The sequence below is a fragment of the Halorientalis pallida genome, assembly GCF_049605515.1.
Taxonomy (GTDB): Archaea; Halobacteriota; Halobacteria; order Halobacteriales; family Haloarculaceae; genus Halorientalis; species Halorientalis pallida_A.
The window spans coordinates 1,790,223-1,807,127 of record NZ_CP187158.1 but is presented as its reverse complement, the minus strand read 5'-3'; the positions used below and the strand labels follow the sequence as shown (position 1 = coordinate 1,807,127).

Annotated in this window: 14 protein-coding genes; 2 read left to right on the top strand and 12 right to left on the bottom strand. The window is 69.8% G+C overall.

Annotated features, from left to right (window positions below):
* Positions 1 to 35 precede the first annotated feature (35 nt).
* Positions 36 to 902 carry a hypothetical protein gene (locus ACOZ4N_RS10855; RefSeq protein ID WP_424016402.1) on the bottom strand — a complete coding sequence of 289 codons (867 nt, stop codon included), beginning with the start codon at positions 900 to 902 and terminating at the stop codon, positions 36 to 38.
* A gap of 433 nt (positions 903 to 1,335) precedes the next feature.
* Between ACOZ4N_RS10855 and ACOZ4N_RS10850 the strand changes: the two genes are divergently transcribed.
* Complete coding sequence (locus tag ACOZ4N_RS10850; RefSeq protein WP_424016401.1) at positions 1,336 to 4,632, top strand: PKD domain-containing protein; 3,297 nt, start codon at positions 1,336 to 1,338, stop codon at positions 4,630 to 4,632.
* 1 nt (position 4,633) lies between these two features.
* Here the strand turns inward: ACOZ4N_RS10850 and ACOZ4N_RS10845 are convergent, their stop codons facing one another.
* The 9 genes from ACOZ4N_RS10845 to ACOZ4N_RS10805 all read right to left on the bottom strand — a co-directional run bounded on the left by ACOZ4N_RS10845 (position 4,634) and on the right by ACOZ4N_RS10805 (position 13,737).
* A complete protein-coding gene (locus ACOZ4N_RS10845; RefSeq protein ID WP_424016400.1) occupies positions 4,634 to 4,948 on the bottom strand; it encodes a hypothetical protein in 315 nt (104 codons plus the stop codon).
* On the bottom strand, positions 4,948 to 5,577 hold the full coding sequence (locus ACOZ4N_RS10840) for a hypothetical protein (protein ID WP_424016399.1): 630 nt from the start codon (positions 5,575 to 5,577) through the stop codon (positions 4,948 to 4,950). The genes ACOZ4N_RS10845 and ACOZ4N_RS10840 overlap by 1 nt, the downstream gene beginning before the upstream one ends.
* Before the next feature lie 202 nt (positions 5,578 to 5,779).
* Complete coding sequence (locus ACOZ4N_RS10835; RefSeq protein ID WP_424016398.1) at positions 5,780 to 6,196, bottom strand: DUF4870 domain-containing protein; 417 nt, start codon at positions 6,194 to 6,196, stop codon at positions 5,780 to 5,782.
* A gap of 132 nt (positions 6,197 to 6,328) precedes the next feature.
* Positions 6,329 to 7,201 (bottom strand): DUF58 domain-containing protein, encoded by an 873-nt coding sequence (locus ACOZ4N_RS10830; protein WP_424016397.1) that lies wholly within the window; start codon positions 7,199 to 7,201, stop codon positions 6,329 to 6,331.
* Positions 7,198 to 8,151, bottom strand: a complete 954-nt coding sequence (locus ACOZ4N_RS10825) for an AAA family ATPase (RefSeq protein WP_424016396.1) — start codon at positions 8,149 to 8,151, stop codon at positions 7,198 to 7,200. The genes ACOZ4N_RS10830 and ACOZ4N_RS10825 overlap by 4 nt, the downstream gene beginning before the upstream one ends.
* The gene (locus ACOZ4N_RS10820) at positions 8,144 to 8,983 is read right to left on the bottom strand and encodes a DUF7502 family protein (RefSeq protein ID WP_424016395.1); all 840 of its coding nucleotides are present in this window, start codon (positions 8,981 to 8,983) and stop codon (positions 8,144 to 8,146) included. The genes ACOZ4N_RS10825 and ACOZ4N_RS10820 overlap by 8 nt, the downstream gene beginning before the upstream one ends.
* A gap of 1 nt (position 8,984) precedes the next feature.
* Positions 8,985 to 9,596: a hypothetical protein gene (locus ACOZ4N_RS10815; RefSeq protein WP_424016394.1), complete on the bottom strand. Its 612-nt coding sequence runs from the start codon at positions 9,594 to 9,596 to the stop codon at positions 8,985 to 8,987.
* A complete protein-coding gene (locus ACOZ4N_RS10810; RefSeq protein WP_424016393.1) occupies positions 9,593 to 11,923 on the bottom strand; it encodes a VWA domain-containing protein in 2,331 nt (776 codons plus the stop codon). Before ACOZ4N_RS10810 ends, ACOZ4N_RS10815 begins: the two co-directional genes overlap by 4 nt.
* Positions 11,923 to 13,737 (bottom strand): DUF7408 domain-containing protein, encoded by a 1,815-nt coding sequence (locus ACOZ4N_RS10805; RefSeq protein ID WP_424016392.1) that lies wholly within the window; start codon positions 13,735 to 13,737, stop codon positions 11,923 to 11,925. The genes ACOZ4N_RS10810 and ACOZ4N_RS10805 overlap by 1 nt, the downstream gene beginning before the upstream one ends.
* Positions 13,738 to 13,953: 216 nt before the next feature.
* On the opposite strand from ACOZ4N_RS10805, the gene ACOZ4N_RS10800 reads away from it, so the two are divergent.
* A complete protein-coding gene (locus ACOZ4N_RS10800; protein WP_424016391.1) occupies positions 13,954 to 14,658 on the top strand; it encodes a bacterio-opsin activator domain-containing protein in 705 nt (234 codons plus the stop codon).
* 29 nt (positions 14,659 to 14,687) lie between these two features.
* Here ACOZ4N_RS10800 and ACOZ4N_RS10795 read toward each other — a convergent pair whose 3' ends face one another.
* Together ACOZ4N_RS10795 and ACOZ4N_RS10790 are read right to left on the bottom strand one after the other, a co-directional pair.
* Positions 14,688 to 15,017, bottom strand: coding sequence for a HalOD1 output domain-containing protein (locus ACOZ4N_RS10795; RefSeq protein WP_424016390.1), 330 nt, complete (start codon positions 15,015 to 15,017; stop codon positions 14,688 to 14,690).
* Positions 15,018 to 15,144: 127 nt separating this feature from the next.
* Positions 15,145 to 16,890, bottom strand: coding sequence for a histidine kinase N-terminal 7TM domain-containing protein (locus tag ACOZ4N_RS10790; RefSeq protein ID WP_424016389.1), 1,746 nt, complete (start codon positions 16,888 to 16,890; stop codon positions 15,145 to 15,147).
* Between the last annotated feature and the right edge of the window lie 15 nt (positions 16,891 to 16,905).

The window sequence follows — 16,905 nt, the reverse complement described above, 5'->3', positions numbered from 1 at the left end:
CCCTCGCGTCGGTCGGCCGCTGGTTCCTGTCGCTGTCATAGGTCGCTCAGCCCCTCGATGAGTGCGTGGATGAAGCCGGGCCCCTTGTCCGGTCGCCGGTAGTGATCCAGTTCCGGGATGTCCTCGCCCGACTGGCGCATGGCCTTCCGGACCGCCGGATTGCCGAAGTCGATGATGTCCTCACAGGCCGACGTGATCGTGACGCCGCCGCTGAGTTCGATCTGGGCACCCGTCGCGAGGCCGGCCCCGACGCCCGCTCCGTGCCAGCCCCGGTCCGGCACGTCCCACGTCAGGATGCCGTACTCGGGTTTCTCGAAGTCCGTCGCGCTGGTGAAGTAGGCCGTCACGTCGAGCTGGGCACCCGCGCCGAGCGCCGCGGTCCCCTCTACGTCGACGGAGACGACGCCGCCGCCCCAGCTCTGCCGGGAGATGTGTTCCGCGCCGCCCCAGTGGTCGGCGAAGACGACCTGTGCGTCGACGCCGGCACTCCCCCCGAGCGTGCCGCCCACGTCGACGCCGACGCTGGTGAACAGATACCAGTGTGGCGCGTCCTCGATCGGGTGTTTCTCGTCGGGCTCCGGCTCGTACTCCGACCAGAGCGGAAAGAGAACCGAGACGCCGGTCGCCGCCTCGCCGCCGATCACCGCGCCGCCACCGCCCGAGACCGAGAATTCGATGGCGATAGCGTCCAGCCCCGACAGCGAGAGGGCGTACCGCATCGTACTCCCGAGCCAGCTCTCGTACCCGGTGACCTTGTCCTCGAGGTCGTCCCAGTCCAGCTGTGACCCCTCGACGTAGGTCCTGGCCTCCGACTTGCTGACCGGATGGATGCCACCCCGCGTCGTGTCCTCGGTCTCGTCCTCGTCGTCGGCGAACTGCCCGAACAGCTCCTGGTCAGCCATCGCCGCGACCACTCCGTGACCCGTCCCGCGACGGCGGCGTCACCGTGTCACCCCGACCGCGTGACACGCTGGCGGCGGTCGCGCCACGTCGGTCGCGCTCCTGACAGCTCGTGTCATAGCGTTCCCATCTCGTGACGTGTATAAATAGCCCGTCTCTAGATGGTTTTACTCGCCCGCTCGAACGGTCGAACGTCCGGCCGCTATCCGGTGGTTCTGTGACTCCGAGTCGGCTGGCCCCGGGGACGTGAGGACTTAAACAACCCCGTCGAGCGCTCCATCCGCGCCCGGTCGCCGGGGGTAAGTTTCCGGGGTGTATGCAGTGAATATTTATGAGGCACGACTGGGATTGTTGATTCATCGACTGGTCCGGTGAAGGACACGACGACCCACCGGACAGCCGCGGAAGCGCGATGTCGCTTCCGCCACCGCACACATGCACGGACTCCGATCCACGACCGACGACCGCTCGTCCCGCCGTCCGGCGCTGTCGGCGATACTGGCCCTGCTCGCGCTGGCGGGGATGGGGACCGTCGGGGTCGCCAGCGGTGCCGCCAGCCAGCCGGTCGCGGACGCGGGGGCCGCGAACGCGACGTTCCAGACCGCCCAGCCGACCGCGAGCTGTACGCTCTCGGACACGGAAGCGCCGCCGGGCTCGGATATCACGCTCACCGCCTACGAGGCCGAGGACGCCGACAGCTACCGCTGGGACAAACAGGGCGACGGGACGCTCGACACCGACACGTACGACCGGGCCTACTTCACGTTCACCTACGACGAGACCGGCACCTACGAGCCGGCCGTCCGGGTCAGGAACGCCTCCTCGGGCGCGACGGACACCGCGACCTGTGGGACGCTGACCATCGACCCCAACGAGGACCCGAACCCGCGGCTCTCCTACACCCCGTCGAGCCCGGCCGTCGGCGAACGGATGACGTTCGACCCCGCCGAGACGACCGATCCCGACGGGGACGACATCTTCACCTGGGAGTACGACTGGGACGACGACGGGAGCTACGAGGAGATCACCGAGACGCCGTCACAGGTCACCCACACCTACGACACCCGCGGTTCGAAGACGGTCACCCTCCGCGTCGAGGACGAGCACGGCGGGTCGGCAACGACGACCGTCGACTTCTTCGTCGGGACCCGCGAGCCGACGGCCCGCTGTGCCCTCGAAACCGACTCGGCCCGGGTCGGCGAGTCGATCACTATCGACGCGACCGCCTCGGAGAACGCCTCCGTGGCGGATTTCGACGTGGACGGCGACGGGTCCGACGAGTACACCGGCCGGGAGACGCTGGAACAGAGCCACGTCTACGAGGAAGCCGGCACCTACGAGGTGTCGGTCCGGGTCAGGAACGGCGACCGCACGGACGAAGCGGCCTGTGGGACCGTGACCGTCACGAGCAACCAGTCGCCCGACGCCGTCCTCGACGTTCGGCCGTCGAACCCGCGGGCCGGCGAGTCGGTCACCTTCGACGCCTCGGGCTCGTCGGACCCCGACGGGACCATCGAGACCTACGAGTGGGACTTCGACGGGGACAACGTCGACGACCGCACCACGACCTCGCCACAGGCCGAGTACAGCTACGATGCGGCGGGCAGTTACGTCCCGTCGGTGACCGTCATCGACGACGACGGGGCCCGGGACGTGACCTCGCGCGACGTGTCCGTCGGCGAGCGCCTGCCGCCGCCGACCACGGTCTGTACCGTCGAGGAGACCACGATCACGGTCGGCGAGTCGACGACCGTCGACGCCTCCGGCTCCGACGGCCCGACGACCGTCGAGTTCGACGTGGACGGCGACGAGCGCTACGAGCGAACGGACGAGGACGACTTCGTGATTACCGTCGCCTACGACACGGCTGGCGAGTACACCGTCCTCGCTCGCGGCACCAACGAGGGCGGCTCCGACGTGGTCGAGTGCGGGACGATCACGGTCCGGGACCCCGGCACGGAGACGCGGATCACCGAGCGGTTCCCCCGGACCACCGAACCCGACGACTTCGCGGAGACGCCCGGCGGATTCGACGGGACGCCCGGTGCTGAGCGGACGCCCGGCGGCGCGGAGACGCCGACGGTGACCACCGACGAGAACGACCCCGGCGGCTTCGTCCCCGAAGTCCCGGACGAGGCGGCCCCGATCGTCGGCGGCCTGCTCGCCCTGGCGGGGCTGGGCGGACTGGGGTACTACCTCTACCCGTCAGGCGGCGGTGGTGGCGGTGGCGGCAAGGGCGCGCCGCCGAAGCCGCCGACGGTGCCGCCGTCTTCGAAGGCCGCGCGGTTCGAGACCGGGACCTTCCTCACGCCGCCCGAATCGGGGCCGGTGACGGTGTCGGGCCTCGGGTTCGAACCGGACCTGCTCACTTTCGCCGCGACGACGAACGTGCGCTCGACCGACGACGGCGAATCGGACCGCTCGGACGGCTGGAGCCACGGCCGGGCGGTGCGGGGCGCGGACGGGTCGATCCCGCAGACGGTCGTCTCGCTGACCGACGACGCGGGGAACCTCGACGCGGCGATGGGCGCGTCCTCGGACGGCCACGCGCTGGAACTCGACGTACACAACGACGCGCCGCCCGAGCGCGTGGCGGGGCAGGTGACGGGGATCACCGACGACGGGTTCGAGATGACCGTCGACGTGGAGGGGCTGCGCGGGGACCGGGCGGGCGACCAGTACGTCGTCCACTACCAGGCGTTCGCCTTCGGCGAGGGGAGCGAGGTCGAGATCGGCCACTTCCGGACGCCGGAGTTCCCCGGCTCCCAGTCCATCCCGCTCTCGGTCGACGCCGATCACGTCACGCTCACGGCGACGAACACGCTCGGCACGGTCGACAACCGGCGGATGACCGACCTCCCCATCGGGTTCTCCCACGGCGAGGTCGTCGGCCGGGCGAACCCGGGCCAGCTGGTCCGCAACGTCACCGTCGAGCCTTCGGGGCCGGGCGGCACGGCACAGGCCGCCTTCGACGACCGCGCCCTGCACCTCCTGTACGCCTACGAGGGGGAGATCCGCGGGCGGACGACCGCCGAAGTGACGAGTCTGGGCGAGAGCATCGACCTCGAATACGAGACGGTCTACAGCGGGCCGGCGAAAGTCGGCTCCGTCGAGTCGAAACTGGTCACCTACGTCGCCGTCGACACCGGCGGCCGCCGGCCGACCGTCGGCTACTTCCAGTTGCCCGAATCCGGAACCAACGACCTGCTCTCGGTCGATCTCGGCTTCGAGCCGCGCCTGATCGAGTTCACGACGCTGGGGGTCGGTTCCCTCAACACCGACGAACTGACGCCGGCCTCGCCGCTGGGCTTCGGCTGGTCCCACGGCACCGCCATCGGCGGCCGCGAGGGGAGTTACGGCATCCGCCAGTACGTCCTCAACGACGCCACCGATCCCGAGCGCTCGACGTACGAACCACACACCGGACCGCGCCACGACGGCGTCGCCGCCGCCGTCCGCTCGCTGGCCGACGGCGGCCGAATCGTCGGCCGCGACGAACTCACGATCACCGGCTTCACCGACAGCGGGTTCCAGGTGGCCGTGACCGACGTGGGAACCGGCGCGACCGACGACGCCGGTACCCGCCCGTACGTCTTCTACAAGGCCTGGCCCAGCCCCGACGCCGACCTGACGAACGGCGGCGGTGGAACCACCGGACAGGAGCGACGGGGCGAGAACGAGAGTCAGCGCGGCCAGGGCGACGGCGAGGACACGAGCGGCGGTCAGCGCTGACTCAGTGCCGCAGGAGGACGTACGTCTGCTCGACGACCTTCGCCAGCACCAGCGCGTACACCGTCTGTGCGCCGACGCCGACCGGGCCCTGGAAGACGCCGCGGCGGACGCCGACCACGACGACGACTGCCGAGGCGGCCAGTAGCGTGCAGACCTTCAGGTACGTCGTCGGCGCGAACAGGTCGTCGGTCCGCTGCCAGAGCGCGAGCGCGCCGACTTTCACGCTCAGGCCGACGCCGACGGTGGCGACCAGCACCTGCAACGGCGGCGCGAGCGCGTCGAGGCCGACGGTGCGGACGAGGTCGTCGACGACCATCACAGGAACTGCGTGAGGAGCGCGGGGTCGAAAACCAGCGCGGCGACACCACCGCCGGCGGCGAAGGCCATGAGCGCGTACCACGGCTCCATCCGGATGGTCTTGAACGCCTTGGACTTGTAGCGCTTGTAGCCCAGCGAGCCGCCGACGAACACCAGCGCCAGCCCGAACCCGGCGTCGCGCCGACCGATGTGGAGCAACCAGACGGTGACGAACCCGACGATGGCCCCCAGTTCCAGCGCGTGGACCTCGTTGGTCGTCACCTCCCGGATGCCCTTCGAGACGGGCAGGAAGGCGGGGAGGGTGAACGCGACCGACTGCCCGAAGCCGGACTTGCCGTGGCCGTTCGCGCCGCCGGACTCCGAGCCGACGGTCGTCGCGCCGGTGTTGACCTGGCTCGCCTCCTGGTTCACCGTCGGTGCCGGCCCCTTGCCCGAGCGGAACCGGCCGACGAGTTTCTTCGCGCCGGCGACGCCGAACACGCCCCAGGCGGCGTAAAAGAGGACACCGACCGGCGTCGTCGGGTTCGGGAGCGCCCCGACGAGTTCGGCCACGTTCCCCGGGAGCTGTCCGGTGAGCTGTAGCACTGCCGACGAGGTGAGGACCGCGGCGACCAGCCCGGAGGTCATTCTCCCACCCCACTCGCTCGGTCCTGTCGTCCGTCCACCCGATCTCGTGTGTTTCGAATCATGGTATCGCCACTCGCGTGTGTGGACGCCCGTGTCCACCGTTCGATACCGGTGACTCTCGGAGTCAGTAGTATGAAACCAGTCTCTAGACACGTTGTGTCCCGCCGGAAGGGCCGTCAGCGCCGGAAAACTGTCCGAGCGGTCAGTACCGTCGTGCGAACGCACCGACGACGGGGAACTCGAACCACTCGCCGCTGTAGGCCTGGTACATCGCGTACACCCACACCCCGAAGCCGGCGAGCCCGACCAGCAGGTAGACGATGGCCAACAGCGCCACGAACAGGCCGCCGATCACGGGCACGAACGCGAACACCGTCGTGACCACGCCGAGGACGACGTACACCCCGATGGCCGCGACGGTGAGCGCGATGCTCTGGACGGCGTGGAAGCGCACGAACTCGTCGTCTTCGAGAACGAGCATCAGCACGCCCGTAATCGCGCCGAAGACGTACGCGACCGCCGCCCCCTGGTTCGGGTCCAGCCCGGTTCCGGTCGAGGCACCCACCTCCTCGGTCCGGGCCTGTCCGGTCGTCGGCTCGTCCGGTTCGCTGGTCGCCATCTCACTCACCCTCCGCGGGCCACCCTGTGCGCCGCTCTACGGTTGGAGTCTGTCGGTGACTCATAGGACCCTCTCGCGCCCGGAGGATATGAAGTTCGCTGCACGTGACGGTCGGGAATCACGTCTGGGCGCTCACTCCACCCAGACCTCGCCGAAGGTGTCGAAGAAGTCCGCGCCGCTGTCGACGGCGACGTGGCGCGCGCCCAGGCGGTCCCCGACGGCCTCGATCTCGTCGAGGTGGGACTGGAGGCGGTCGCGGTAGCGGCGTTCGACGTTCGCGCCGAAGTACGTCCGCAGTTTCGTGTCGGCCTCCGGATCGCGGAAGATCGTGTCGCCACGCGCCGGCGGGTCCCGCTCGTCGGGCGCGAGGACGTGCGCCAGCGTCAGGTCGTTGCGCTGGAGGGCCGCCAGTCCCGCCTCGATCTCGGCGGGATCGTCGAGGAAGTCACTCGCCACGAGGACCAGCGACTTCGAGTCGATGGTCGCGGCGTAGTCCGCACAGGCCGTCCGGAAGTCCGTCTGGCCCGACGGATCGGTTTCGTTCAGCCGTTCGATCAACCGCAGGACTTCGCCCTGTGTCGAGCGGTTGCGGTCGATCCGCTCGAACGTCTCGCCGAGCAGTGAGAAGCGGAAATCGTTCCCCTCGGCCGCCGCGAGTGCGGCGAAGCCCAGGCCCAGTTTGGCCGCGTACTCGAACTTGTGGGGGGTCGCCGATTCGTCCCTGTGGCCCCCGAAGTCCATCGACGTGCTGGCGTCGAGCAGGACGTGGACGGTGAGGTTGCGTTCGGCCTCGTACTGCTTGACGTACAGTTCCTCGGTGCGGGCGTACACCCGCCAGTCGACCAGCCGGGTGTCGTCGCCGGGCGTGTACTTCCGGTGGTCGCTGAAGGTCAGCCCCTCCCCGACCTCCGTGGAGCGCTGTTCGCCCTGCCTGACGGCGTCGACCCGTCGCTGGACGGAGGGGTCGAACCGCGCCAGTTCGTCGAGGAAGGTGGGTTCGATCACAGCAGGGCTCCGATCACGTCGTCGGCCGTCACGCCGTCCCGTTCGGCCCGGAAGTCCACGACGACACGGTGTCTGAGGACCGGGCGCGCCATCGCCTCCACGTCCTCGCCGGTGACGTGGGCGCGACCGGCCATGAACGCGCGAGCCTTCGCGAGGACGACCAGCCCCATGCTCGCCCGCGGACTCGCGCCGTACTCGAGCTGGTCGGCCGTGCGGGTCGCCCGGACCAGTTCGACCACGCGGTCCCGAATGTCGTCGGCGATGGGGACCTGCCGGACGAGTTCCTGGGCGCGCAGGAGGTCGGCGGTCGCCAACTGCTGTTCGACCGGGATGGTGTCGTCCAGTCGGCCGGTGTAGCGGTCGACGATCTCCCGCTCGGACGCCTCGTCGGGGTAGTCGACGAGGACTTTCGCCAGGAAGCGGTCCTTCTGTGCCTCCGGGAGCGGGTAGGTCCCGTCCTGCTCGACCGGGTTCTGTGTCGCCAGCACGAAAAAGGGGTCGGGCAGGTGCCGGGTCTCGCCGCCGGCGGTGACCTGTCGCTCCTGCATCGCCTCCAGCAGTGCGGCCTGGGTCTTCGGCGTCGCGCGGTTGATCTCGTCGGCCAGCACCACGTTGGCGAAGATGGGGCCGGGCTCGAAGGTGAACTCCCGGCCGTCGCGGGTCTCCCGGATGATCTCGGTGCCCGTGATGTCGCTCGGCATCAGGTCCGGCGTGTTCTGGACGCGCGAGAACGAACAGTCGGTCACCTCGGCGATGGTCCGGACGAGCATCGTCTTGCCCAGTCCGGGGACGCTCTCTAGCAGTGCGTTCCCGTCGGCGAGCAGGCAGGCGAGTACCTGATCCAGTACGGCCTCCTGGCCGACGAGGCGCTTTCGCACCTCCGTCCGCACCGCCGCGAGTCGGTCCTGAATCCTGTCCACCTCGTCGTCGTCGAGTGTGTCGTCAGTCATCGGTATCACGCTGGACGCGCAGGTTGTATTCCCGCACCAGATCCGCGTCTTCGAGGTTCCGTTCGGCGGCGAAGCCGGCCTGCCGGGCCGCCACGGCGTCGCCGCCGGCCGACAGCCCGCTGTCCTCGTAGCTGTCGACCTGCTCGCCGGCCCCGCCACCGCTGCTCTGTGAGAAGTTCACGTCGATCTCCTCCCGACCGCCGGCGGCCTCCTTGCGCTCGCCGAGCACGTCGTCGGGGTTCTGGAGTTCGGACACGCCGTTGTCCGGCCCGCCGAACGACTCCGGCCCTCGCTGTTCGTCGGTCGTGTTCGTCGTCGGCGCGAAGGTGACGCCCGCGACGGCCGCCTGGACCGTCAGGGCGCTCGCCAGGACGACCACGACGGCGCTGACCGTCAGCCAGCGGGTGTGGAGGAAGCCGCCGGCGCTGGTCTCGGAGAGTCGGTCGGTCACGTCCCGGTAGAGCCGCCGGGCCATCTGGGTCTCGGCCCCGTCGGTCGCGGCGTCGCGGGCGGTCCGGAGCGCGTCCGCGACGACCGGATTGGCCGCCTCGAACCGCTCGACCGTGTAGTAGCGGACCCGGAGGCCGAACTCGACGCCGCCGGCCAGCAGGGCGACGCCGACGGCCGCGACCGTCCCGCCCCGGACCGGGCCGACTGCCGGCAAGGGGGCCGCGACGACCCGCGTCAGCAGGTTCACCACGAGGAAGACGGCCACGGCGTCGACCACCGCGTGGAGGGCGGCCGCCTTGTACCCCTCGCGCCTGATCGCCCGGACCGCGCGCTCGATCCCGGTGCGTTCCGCGCTGGGTTCGGGTTCGGATTCCTCGCGCATGTCAGTCACACTCCGGATACTGCGAACTGTTGTCGATCTTTCCACAGAGGTCGTCGAGATCGTTCTGTAAGGCCTTCCTGTCGTCTTTCAGGTCGTCGATCCGGTCGTCCTGATCGTCGATGGTCCCGTTCAACTCGTCGGTCAGGTCCTGGAGGTTCGTGTTGCGGGACTGGAGGTCGGCGTTCTCCTCGAGGAGTTCGTCCCGGCGCTGTTCGAGTTCGTCCACCCGATCACGGAGGTCCGCCCGCTCGTTCAGGAGGTCGTCGACCTCGCGCTGGAGCTCCTGCTTGTCGCTTTCGAGCCGGTCGATCCGGTCGCGGGCCGAGGACAGATTGCGTTCGGCCGCCGCCAGTTGCTCGGTGAGGTCCTGTACGTCGGTCTGGCGGGTTTCGAGGCTCTCGTTGATCCGTTCGAGCCGGTCGCGGGTCTCGTCGAGTTCGCTGCGAACGGTGGCGAGTTCTTCCTCGGCGGTCGCTTTCTGCTGGGCGAGCCGTTCCGCCCGGTCGGTCACGTCGCCGACGCTGTACTCGTAGTAGACGGTGACGCCGCCGACGCCGAGGACTGTCAGCCCGACCACGGCGAGCAAGACGACGTTGAGTCTGGTTCCGATCATAGTTGTCTGATGCGAACGAGTCGCCGCGTGCCGACCTCGACGAGGTACAGCACGAGCGCGACGACGAGGACGAGCCACGTCCACTCCCTGGTGACTGTCTCTACAGTTCGGGCCTCCTGACGGACCTGCTCTGCGATGGCCGCGGCCTGATCCGGCTCGAACACGCGCCCGCCCGAGCGCTCGACGGCGGTCCTGACGGCCCGCGACTGGCCGAAGGCGGCGAACTCCCGGGGGTAGTTCACGGCGTATTCGGCGGCCAGCAGCGACTGGTAGCCCGGCGACGCCGGCACGAACGTCGTCTCGTACTGGCCGGTGTCGACCTGGGTGAACCGGTAGCCGTCGGCCGACGGCCGGCTCGATCCCTCGTAGGTGGCCGTCGCGGGACTGCCGACGCGGGCGTCCGAGATGGACGTGATGCCGGTCGCCAGCCGCTCGGGGTCGCCGATGGCCCAGTTGACGGACTTGGTGATGCCCAGCGAGTCCGGGGCCGAGAGCAGGCCGTCGAGCCCGCCGTTCTCGCCGTAGGCGGTGATCGCGACGGTGCGCCCCAGCCCGTACCGCCAGGCCGTGATCGCCGGCGCACCGTCCGATCCCGCGACCAGCAGGTCCGCCCCTCTGGCCGCGGCGACCGAGTGGGTCCGGGCCGGCCGGGCGGTGAACTCGACGCCGCTCGTGATGAAGTGGGTCCGGTCCAGTACGGTGAGGCCGCTGCCCTGGAAATCGCGGGTCTCGCCCCCGAACTCGATCCGGAGCTTGTTGGACTCGTCGGCCAGGAGGAAGACGCCGCCGCCGGCGTCGGCCACTTGCTGGAGGTAGTCGACGGCGACTTCACTGCCGACGCCGACCGGGATCACTTCGATGCCGCGCTCGCTGGCCCGGGCGGCCGCGCCCGGTGCGTCCCCGCCCTGCGCGCGCCCGTCGGTCAGCAGGATGATCGTCCCGCTCCCCCCGAGCATCTGGGTCGCGCCCTCGATCCCGGCGCTCACGTCCGTACTCCCCGAACTCTCCAGCCGGCGGATGCGGTCTTCGAGGAAGGATCGGGAACTCCCCAGCCCGGTGAGGCCGGCGATCCGGTAGACCTGGTTGTTGAACGCGACGATACCGACCCGGTTCTCGTCGCCCAGCTGGTTCAGTACGTCCAGCGCCAGCGCCTGCTGGGCCGACATCGACCCGCTCGTGCTGCCGGAGATGTCGACCGCGACGACCACCCGCGAGGTCTCGCCGCCCTCGCCGATGGTGACCGGCAGGAGGTCGGTCAGCAGCGACTCCCGGTAATCCCCCCGCTCGAAGGCGTTGGGGCCGCCGACGGTGACCAGCCCCGTGCCGTCGATGACGGCCCGCTGGAGCGCGCTCACGTTGCCCAGGTCGCCCGCGGCGACGTTCTGGACCACGACCGCGTAGTACCCCGAGAGGTTCGCCGGGATCGACTCCGCGGTGTCCACGTCGTAGACCTCCCGGAGGAACCCCTCGAAGGCGTAGTCGCCCCGCGAGACGTAGAGGATCTTCGGCGGTTCGACCACTCGCACGGTCTTGCGGAACACGTCGTTGCGGTCGTACACGTCGCCGCCCTCGATCCGGGCGGTCACCCGGTGGCTTCCGGTCGAACTGAAGTTGTACGTGAACGTGAGCCCGCCCGCCTCCGCGACGGTCTCCTCGCGGATCTGCTGGCCGTCGACGCTGACGGACAGCGTCGTCTCGGTGTCGCCGAGGGCGGTGCCGTCGACGGTCACGCGGAACTGGTTGGCGACACCCGTACTGGTCTTGGCCGGGCCGCTGACCGCGACGGCCCGCTCGGTCCGGTTCGAGTCGAGCGAGACGGCGTGAATCGAGGCGTTCACCTGCTGGGCGACGCCCGCAGCCGCGTCCAGCGAACGCCCGCTGGTCACGCGCCCGTCCGAGACCAGCAGGACGCTCCCGTTCGGAGCGAGCGCGCTCGTCACCGCGTCCCCGACCGGCGAGTCGGACTCACTGCCGACGGTTCGGGTCCTGACGGCGACCCCCTCGTTCTCGATGGCAGTCGCGAGGTCGCCGGGCGCGGCGTCGGTCGTCGCCATGCTGGCCGAGCGGTCCACGAGCATCGTCACCGTGGGCTGGCCCGTCGAATCCGTCGTCGCCAGCGTGTAGGGGCCGGCGGCCGCCACCACCAGCAACGTCACGAGCACGAGCCGGGAAGCCAGGAACAGCGTCCGCGAGCGTCCCGTGAACACCGCCCGCTCGCGCCGGCGAAAGGCGAGGCCCACCAGGACCGCCGCGACCGGCAGCGCGACCAGCACGAGCGGTCGCTGGAGACCGATCCGGAGCCCCGCCAGCGTGGTCTCGACGGGCATCAGATGTCACCCCGTCGACGGAGATACCCCAGCTCGGCCCCGAGCAGGACGAGCAGGCCGAGCAGAACCAGCGGCGTGAGGTCCTGCCGTACCTGCTGGCCGGTCGTGGGGCCGCCACTCCCGGCTCCCTCACCACTGGCGTCGACCGGGGCGGCGCTCACGTTCGACTCGGCCGGGGAGAGCAGGGCGGCGCTGGTCCGCCGGTCCGTCGTCCGGTAGGTGCCAACCCGATCTAGCTGGACTGCCGCGGTCGTCCGCTGACCCGTCGGCGTCTCGACGGTCGTCTCGTTGGCCAGCTGGAGCGTCGTTCCCGTCTCGCGGTTCAGGTCCGACAGCGAGGGCCGGCCGGCAAGCCAGTGGATCGCCCGCTTCCAGAACACCGGATAGCGGTAGTCGTAGCGGAAGGCGGTCTGGTTGGGGAGGTAGCCGTAGTACATCGTCCGGCCGCCCGCCCGCCCGTCGGTGGCCAGCAGTGGCGACCCGTCCGAGAGCGTCACCAGCGCGGTCCCGGTCGCCGTGGCCCCGAGGTGGTAGTCGGGGGCCGGGAAGTCGAAGCCGGTGGTCACGGGGTGGCTGGTGACGTTGTCGATGCCGCCGGACTGCTCGATTCCGCCCGGCGTGACCGGGAGGAGGTCGCCGTACCCAACGTCGTCGACGTTGCGCTGGGCCTGGATCAGGACGCCGCCGCCGTCGGCGGTGGTCGCCCGGGCGGTCTCGACGGTCGAACCCAGCACGCGCTCGGCGACCACGTCGGCGAACACCACGGCGTCGTAGTCGCCGGTCGTCGAGACCGGCGGTCGCTTCACGGTCACGTTCACCGTCGGAATCACTTCGAGCGCGGTCCGGAGGTTCCGGTTGTTCCCGTTGGTCAACAGCAGGGTGTCCTCGGCCTGCTCGTCGGGGACGGCGACTGGCACGCTGTCGTCGACCGGGAACGCGTCACCGCCCGCCAGTCGGGCGGTCGCCGACGACGCCGGGAGCGGGAAGACCACCGAGCGCCGGTCGCCAGGCTGGAGCGACACCGTCCGCGACTGGCCGGCGAAGGTCAGGGTCCGCTCGGCCGCCGTCGCGCCCGTGTTGGCGACGCGGAGGACGACGTTGCGGTTCTCGAACGACCGGCCGACGATGCCGACGTTCTCGGTCCGACCGCCGCCGAACTGTTGGAGGGTGAGTGTCGCCCCGCTGGCTCGCACCGCGTCGGCGGCCTGTCTCCAGCCCGCCTCGCCCTGCCCCGACCCGCCCGCGAAGTCGCTGAACACGAGGACGCGGCTCTCGGAGCCGGCGAGTTCGCGGGCGCGTTCGATGGCCCCGCGGAGGTCGCCGGGCGCGTGCGTGACACGGAGTCCGTCGAGCGCCGACCGCGCGTCCTCCGGGTCGGCCTCCGTGACGGGTGTCCGGACGGAGCCGCCGGCGACGACGACGGTCGTCGGCGTCCCGACGGCCTCTCTGGCGGCCGCGACGGCTTCGGCGAAGCGTGTCCCGTCGCCCGTCTCCGTGGCCATACTGGCGGAAGCGTCGACCACGAGGACCGTTGGCTGGGCGCTCACCTCCCGGGTCGTCGTCACGTAGGGGGCGGCGAGCCCGACCGCGAGCAGGAGGATGGCGAGGACCTGCAACAGGAGCAGGAGGTTCCGGCGCAGTCGCTCCAGCACCGGGTTCGACCCCCCTTCGTCAGGGTCGGACTGGAGAAACGCGACCGTGGGCAGGGGGAGTTCCCGCGGGTCCGGCTGGATCAGGTACAGCACGACGAGCGGGACGAGGGCGGCGAGCGCGGCCAGGCCGAGCGGGGCGGCGAAGACGTCACCGAGCGCCATGTGTTGGAGGGACCACTGCAGTCACGCTTCCCTTGTGCGACGGGTACTATAAGCCTCGTGGAAACTTCAGCCGAAATTTGTGTCTCTCCGGTGGTTCGCGTTCGGGACGACGGCGAGAACCGGCCGCTCAGACTCCGGGACGGCTCTCGACGGCCGAATTAAATTGTTTAGCCACAACACACAACACGCTGGCAACGCATCCTTCGACAATCAGCGATGTCCGGGAACGCGTCCGTCCAACAGGGGCACGCCGTCGTGGAAGTCGAGTTTTCGGTCCGCAACGCCTCGTATCCGTTCGTCTCGGTGACAGACGCCGAATCCTGCGTCTTCGAACTCGCGGAGATGGTGCCGCGGGGTGACGGCGAGTACGCCGAGTTCTTCAACGTGTCCGGCATCGACCCGGACCGGATCGTCTCGCTCGCCGCCGACCGGGAGGCCCTGGACGTGTCGCTGCTCGAATCCTACGACCAGGGTGGGATGTTCGAGTTCGTCGCGGGCGCGGACTGCCCGGCAGTCCAGCTGGCGGAACTCGGGGCCCTGCCCCGGGAGGCGACGGCCGTCGACGGTGAGGGCCGGATCGTCGCGGAGATTCCGCCCCGGTTCGAATCGGCGGCGGTCGTCGAAACCTTCCTCGACGCGACCTCGGACATCGAACTCGTGTCCAAGCGGGGCAAGGAGTCGTTCTCGCCGCTGTTCTCGGAGTCGGCGTTCCGGCAGGTCCTCGAGACGGAACTCACCGAGCGACAGCGCGAGGTCCTTCGTGCGGCCTACGACGCCGGGTACTACGAGTGGCCCCAGGAGTGTACGGGGGCCGATGTCGCCGACGATCTGGGTATCACCTCGGCCACGTTCTCCGAACACATTCACGCGGCCGAGCGAAAGCTACTGGGGTTGCTGTTCGACACCGGAGCCGGATCGTGAGTGAGACGGCACACGGATCGACGAGCGGATCACCGCTGGTCGTGACTCGGTTCGGCGACGACGATTCGTCCGTCCGCGTGGACCGTCACCGCACACCCTTCGTACCGAAACGAGACGGTGAGCGGCCCGTCCCGTTCGCCTCCGTCGCGCTCCGTGTCGAACAGGCGGTCGAGCGCGTCCGGATCGACGACCTCGAACAGGGGTGAGATAGTCGCCGGATCCGACCCGGTCACCGTGGCCACCGAGTCGATGACGGCCGCCGAGGGCGCTCGCTCGCCCGCGGGATCGAACTGTGCTGTGAACGTGTCCCGCTCGTGGGCTGGCCTGTCGTCAGGGGGGGAGTGGTTTGTTCTGAACATATCTCAACGGGAGGAGAGCCCTCCGCTATCGGTGCCCATGTGACCGGTAGCTGTAGTCCGTCTCCCTACATATCGAGGGTGTGTCCGGACGACACGGCTCGTGTTCTCTGTCGCCGATATTCGGGCGTCACTCCTCCGTCGCTGTCCCGTCGTGGTCTGCCGCTCCCGACTCGTACTCTGCGCCGTCGACGCCGACGACGGGGAAGCTGACGGTCGCGGTCGTCCCTGCGTCGGTCACGTCGAAGTCGATCTCGCCGCCGGCCGCGGCCACGCTCCAGGCGACCAGCCAGAGGCCGAGGCCGCTCCCGTGTTCGAGGTCGGTCTCGTCGCCGTCCTCGATGACGGCCAGTTCGTGATCGGGCACCCCCGGTCCGCGGTCGCGGACCGTCACGGTCACCGCGTCGTCGTCGGCCCCCACCGAGACGGTCACGTCCGGTGAATCCGACCCATCGCCGGTCCGCCCGTGTTCCAGCGCGTTCTCGACGAGGTTTCGGACGACGACCCGGAGCAAGGCGGGATTGATCCGGAGCAGGGCGGCGTCGGTCCCTTCGATCTCGACGGTCGCCTCGGGGAACTCCTCGCGGAGTTCGGCCACCACTTCGCCCACCAGGTCTCGGGCGGCCACCAGCGACTCGGTGTCGTCCTCGATGACGCGCTCGAAGCGCCGGGCCTTCTCGCTGAGCGCGACCAACCCCTGGGTCTTCTCGCGGGCGGGTTCGAGCAACTCGGCCACGTCGTCCTCGGCGCGGTCGGCGGCGGCGTCCAGGTTCATGTCGACGACGGTGAGGTCGTTGCGGAGGTTGTGCCGGAGGACGCGGTTCAGGACCGCCAGGCGCTGTTCGCGCTGGCGCTCGGCGGTGATGTCCTGGAAGACGAGCGTGTAGCCCAGGTGCGCGCCGGTCCCGTCGTCGAGATCCGTCGAGGTGACCTTGAACGTCCGCCTGCCCGCGTCGGTCCGGATCGTGGCGTCCTGCTCGGTCTCGGTGGGGTCGATCTCGTCACCCTCGTAGCAGGCGGTGAACGGTTCGGTCAGCACGTCACGGGCCGCCAGCCCGAGCGTCGACTCGGCGGCGGGGTTGTAGTTGACGACGCGGTGGCGTTCGTCGACGATCACGACCGGGTTCCCGAGGTCGGCGATGGCCGCCCGGTTGCCGGCCCGGCGGGTCGCGGGGTGGAAGTCGAACATGCCGCTCCCGACGAAGGCGTAGGCGTCGAAGACGACGTGGGCGAGAAAGAGGACGGGCGCGACGTTGATCCCCGGCGCGGGGACGATGCCGAACGTCCAGGCGATCAGGCCGACGCCCGGCGGGAGCGGGGAGAGTGCGACCGCGAGTGCCTCGCCCCGGTAGAGGTCGCCGTAGCTGATGATCGTGTCCACCAGCAGGAGCGTCCCGACGGCGGTGCCGATGCTGGTGACACCAAGGATCAGGAACGCGCCGCCGTGGCGGGTGAACGACGCCGTCGCCAGTCCCCACGTCGACCGGACCGTGAAGTCAGCCCAGACGAGTTCGTGCAGCGGGTTGGTCACGACCAGCAGGGTCAGCAGGACGGTGAGCCCGGCCAGCAGTTTGAACCACGGCGAGCGGATGACGTGGCCGCGGCCGGTGTAGGCCAGCGCGAACGCGATGAACAGCGCACCGAGCCAGATGTAGGCCACCCAGAACAGCACCTCGACGGCCCAGCGGACCCAGTAATCCGAGACGAGGTAGCCGACGCCGTAGCCGGCGGTCAGCGCGAACTGCACGCCCAGAACTACAAGTAGCCACGTCGCGCCCGGGCGGTCCCGGACCGACCAGAGGTAGTAACCGAGCGCGAGCGTGCCGGCGGCCGCGGCGAACGAGCCGACCACGGGCCAGAGCGTGGTCGGAGACACGTCGGAGGACACGGT

Bases quoted from the DNA above. Each gene is read 5' to 3' on its own strand.
- ACOZ4N_RS10845 (WP_424016400.1), bottom strand. From the start codon at position 4,948: ATGGTCGTCGACGACCTCGTCCGCACCGTCGGCCTCGACGCGCTCGCG.
- ACOZ4N_RS10850 (WP_424016401.1), top strand. From the start codon at position 1,336: ATGCACGGACTCCGATCCACGACCGACGACCGCTCGTCCCGCCGTCCG.
- ACOZ4N_RS10825 (WP_424016396.1), bottom strand. From the start codon at position 8,151: ATGACTGACGACACACTCGACGACGACGAGGTGGACAGGATTCAGGAC.
- ACOZ4N_RS10855 (WP_424016402.1), bottom strand. From the start codon at position 902: ATGGCTGACCAGGAGCTGTTCGGGCAGTTCGCCGACGACGAGGACGAG.
- ACOZ4N_RS10805 (WP_424016392.1), bottom strand. From the start codon at position 13,737: ATGGCGCTCGGTGACGTCTTCGCCGCCCCGCTCGGCCTGGCCGCGCTC.
- ACOZ4N_RS10815 (WP_424016394.1), bottom strand. From the start codon at position 9,596: ATGATCGGAACCAGACTCAACGTCGTCTTGCTCGCCGTGGTCGGGCTG.
- ACOZ4N_RS10810 (WP_424016393.1), bottom strand. From the start codon at position 11,923: ATGCCCGTCGAGACCACGCTGGCGGGGCTCCGGATCGGTCTCCAGCGA.
- ACOZ4N_RS10795 (WP_424016390.1), bottom strand. From the start codon at position 15,017: ATGTTCAGAACAAACCACTCCCCCCCTGACGACAGGCCAGCCCACGAG.
- ACOZ4N_RS10800 (WP_424016391.1), top strand. From the start codon at position 13,954: ATGTCCGGGAACGCGTCCGTCCAACAGGGGCACGCCGTCGTGGAAGTC.
- ACOZ4N_RS10835 (WP_424016398.1), bottom strand. From the start codon at position 6,196: ATGGCGACCAGCGAACCGGACGAGCCGACGACCGGACAGGCCCGGACC.
- ACOZ4N_RS10840 (WP_424016399.1), bottom strand. From the start codon at position 5,577: ATGACCTCCGGGCTGGTCGCCGCGGTCCTCACCTCGTCGGCAGTGCTA.
- ACOZ4N_RS10820 (WP_424016395.1), bottom strand. From the start codon at position 8,983: ATGCGCGAGGAATCCGAACCCGAACCCAGCGCGGAACGCACCGGGATC.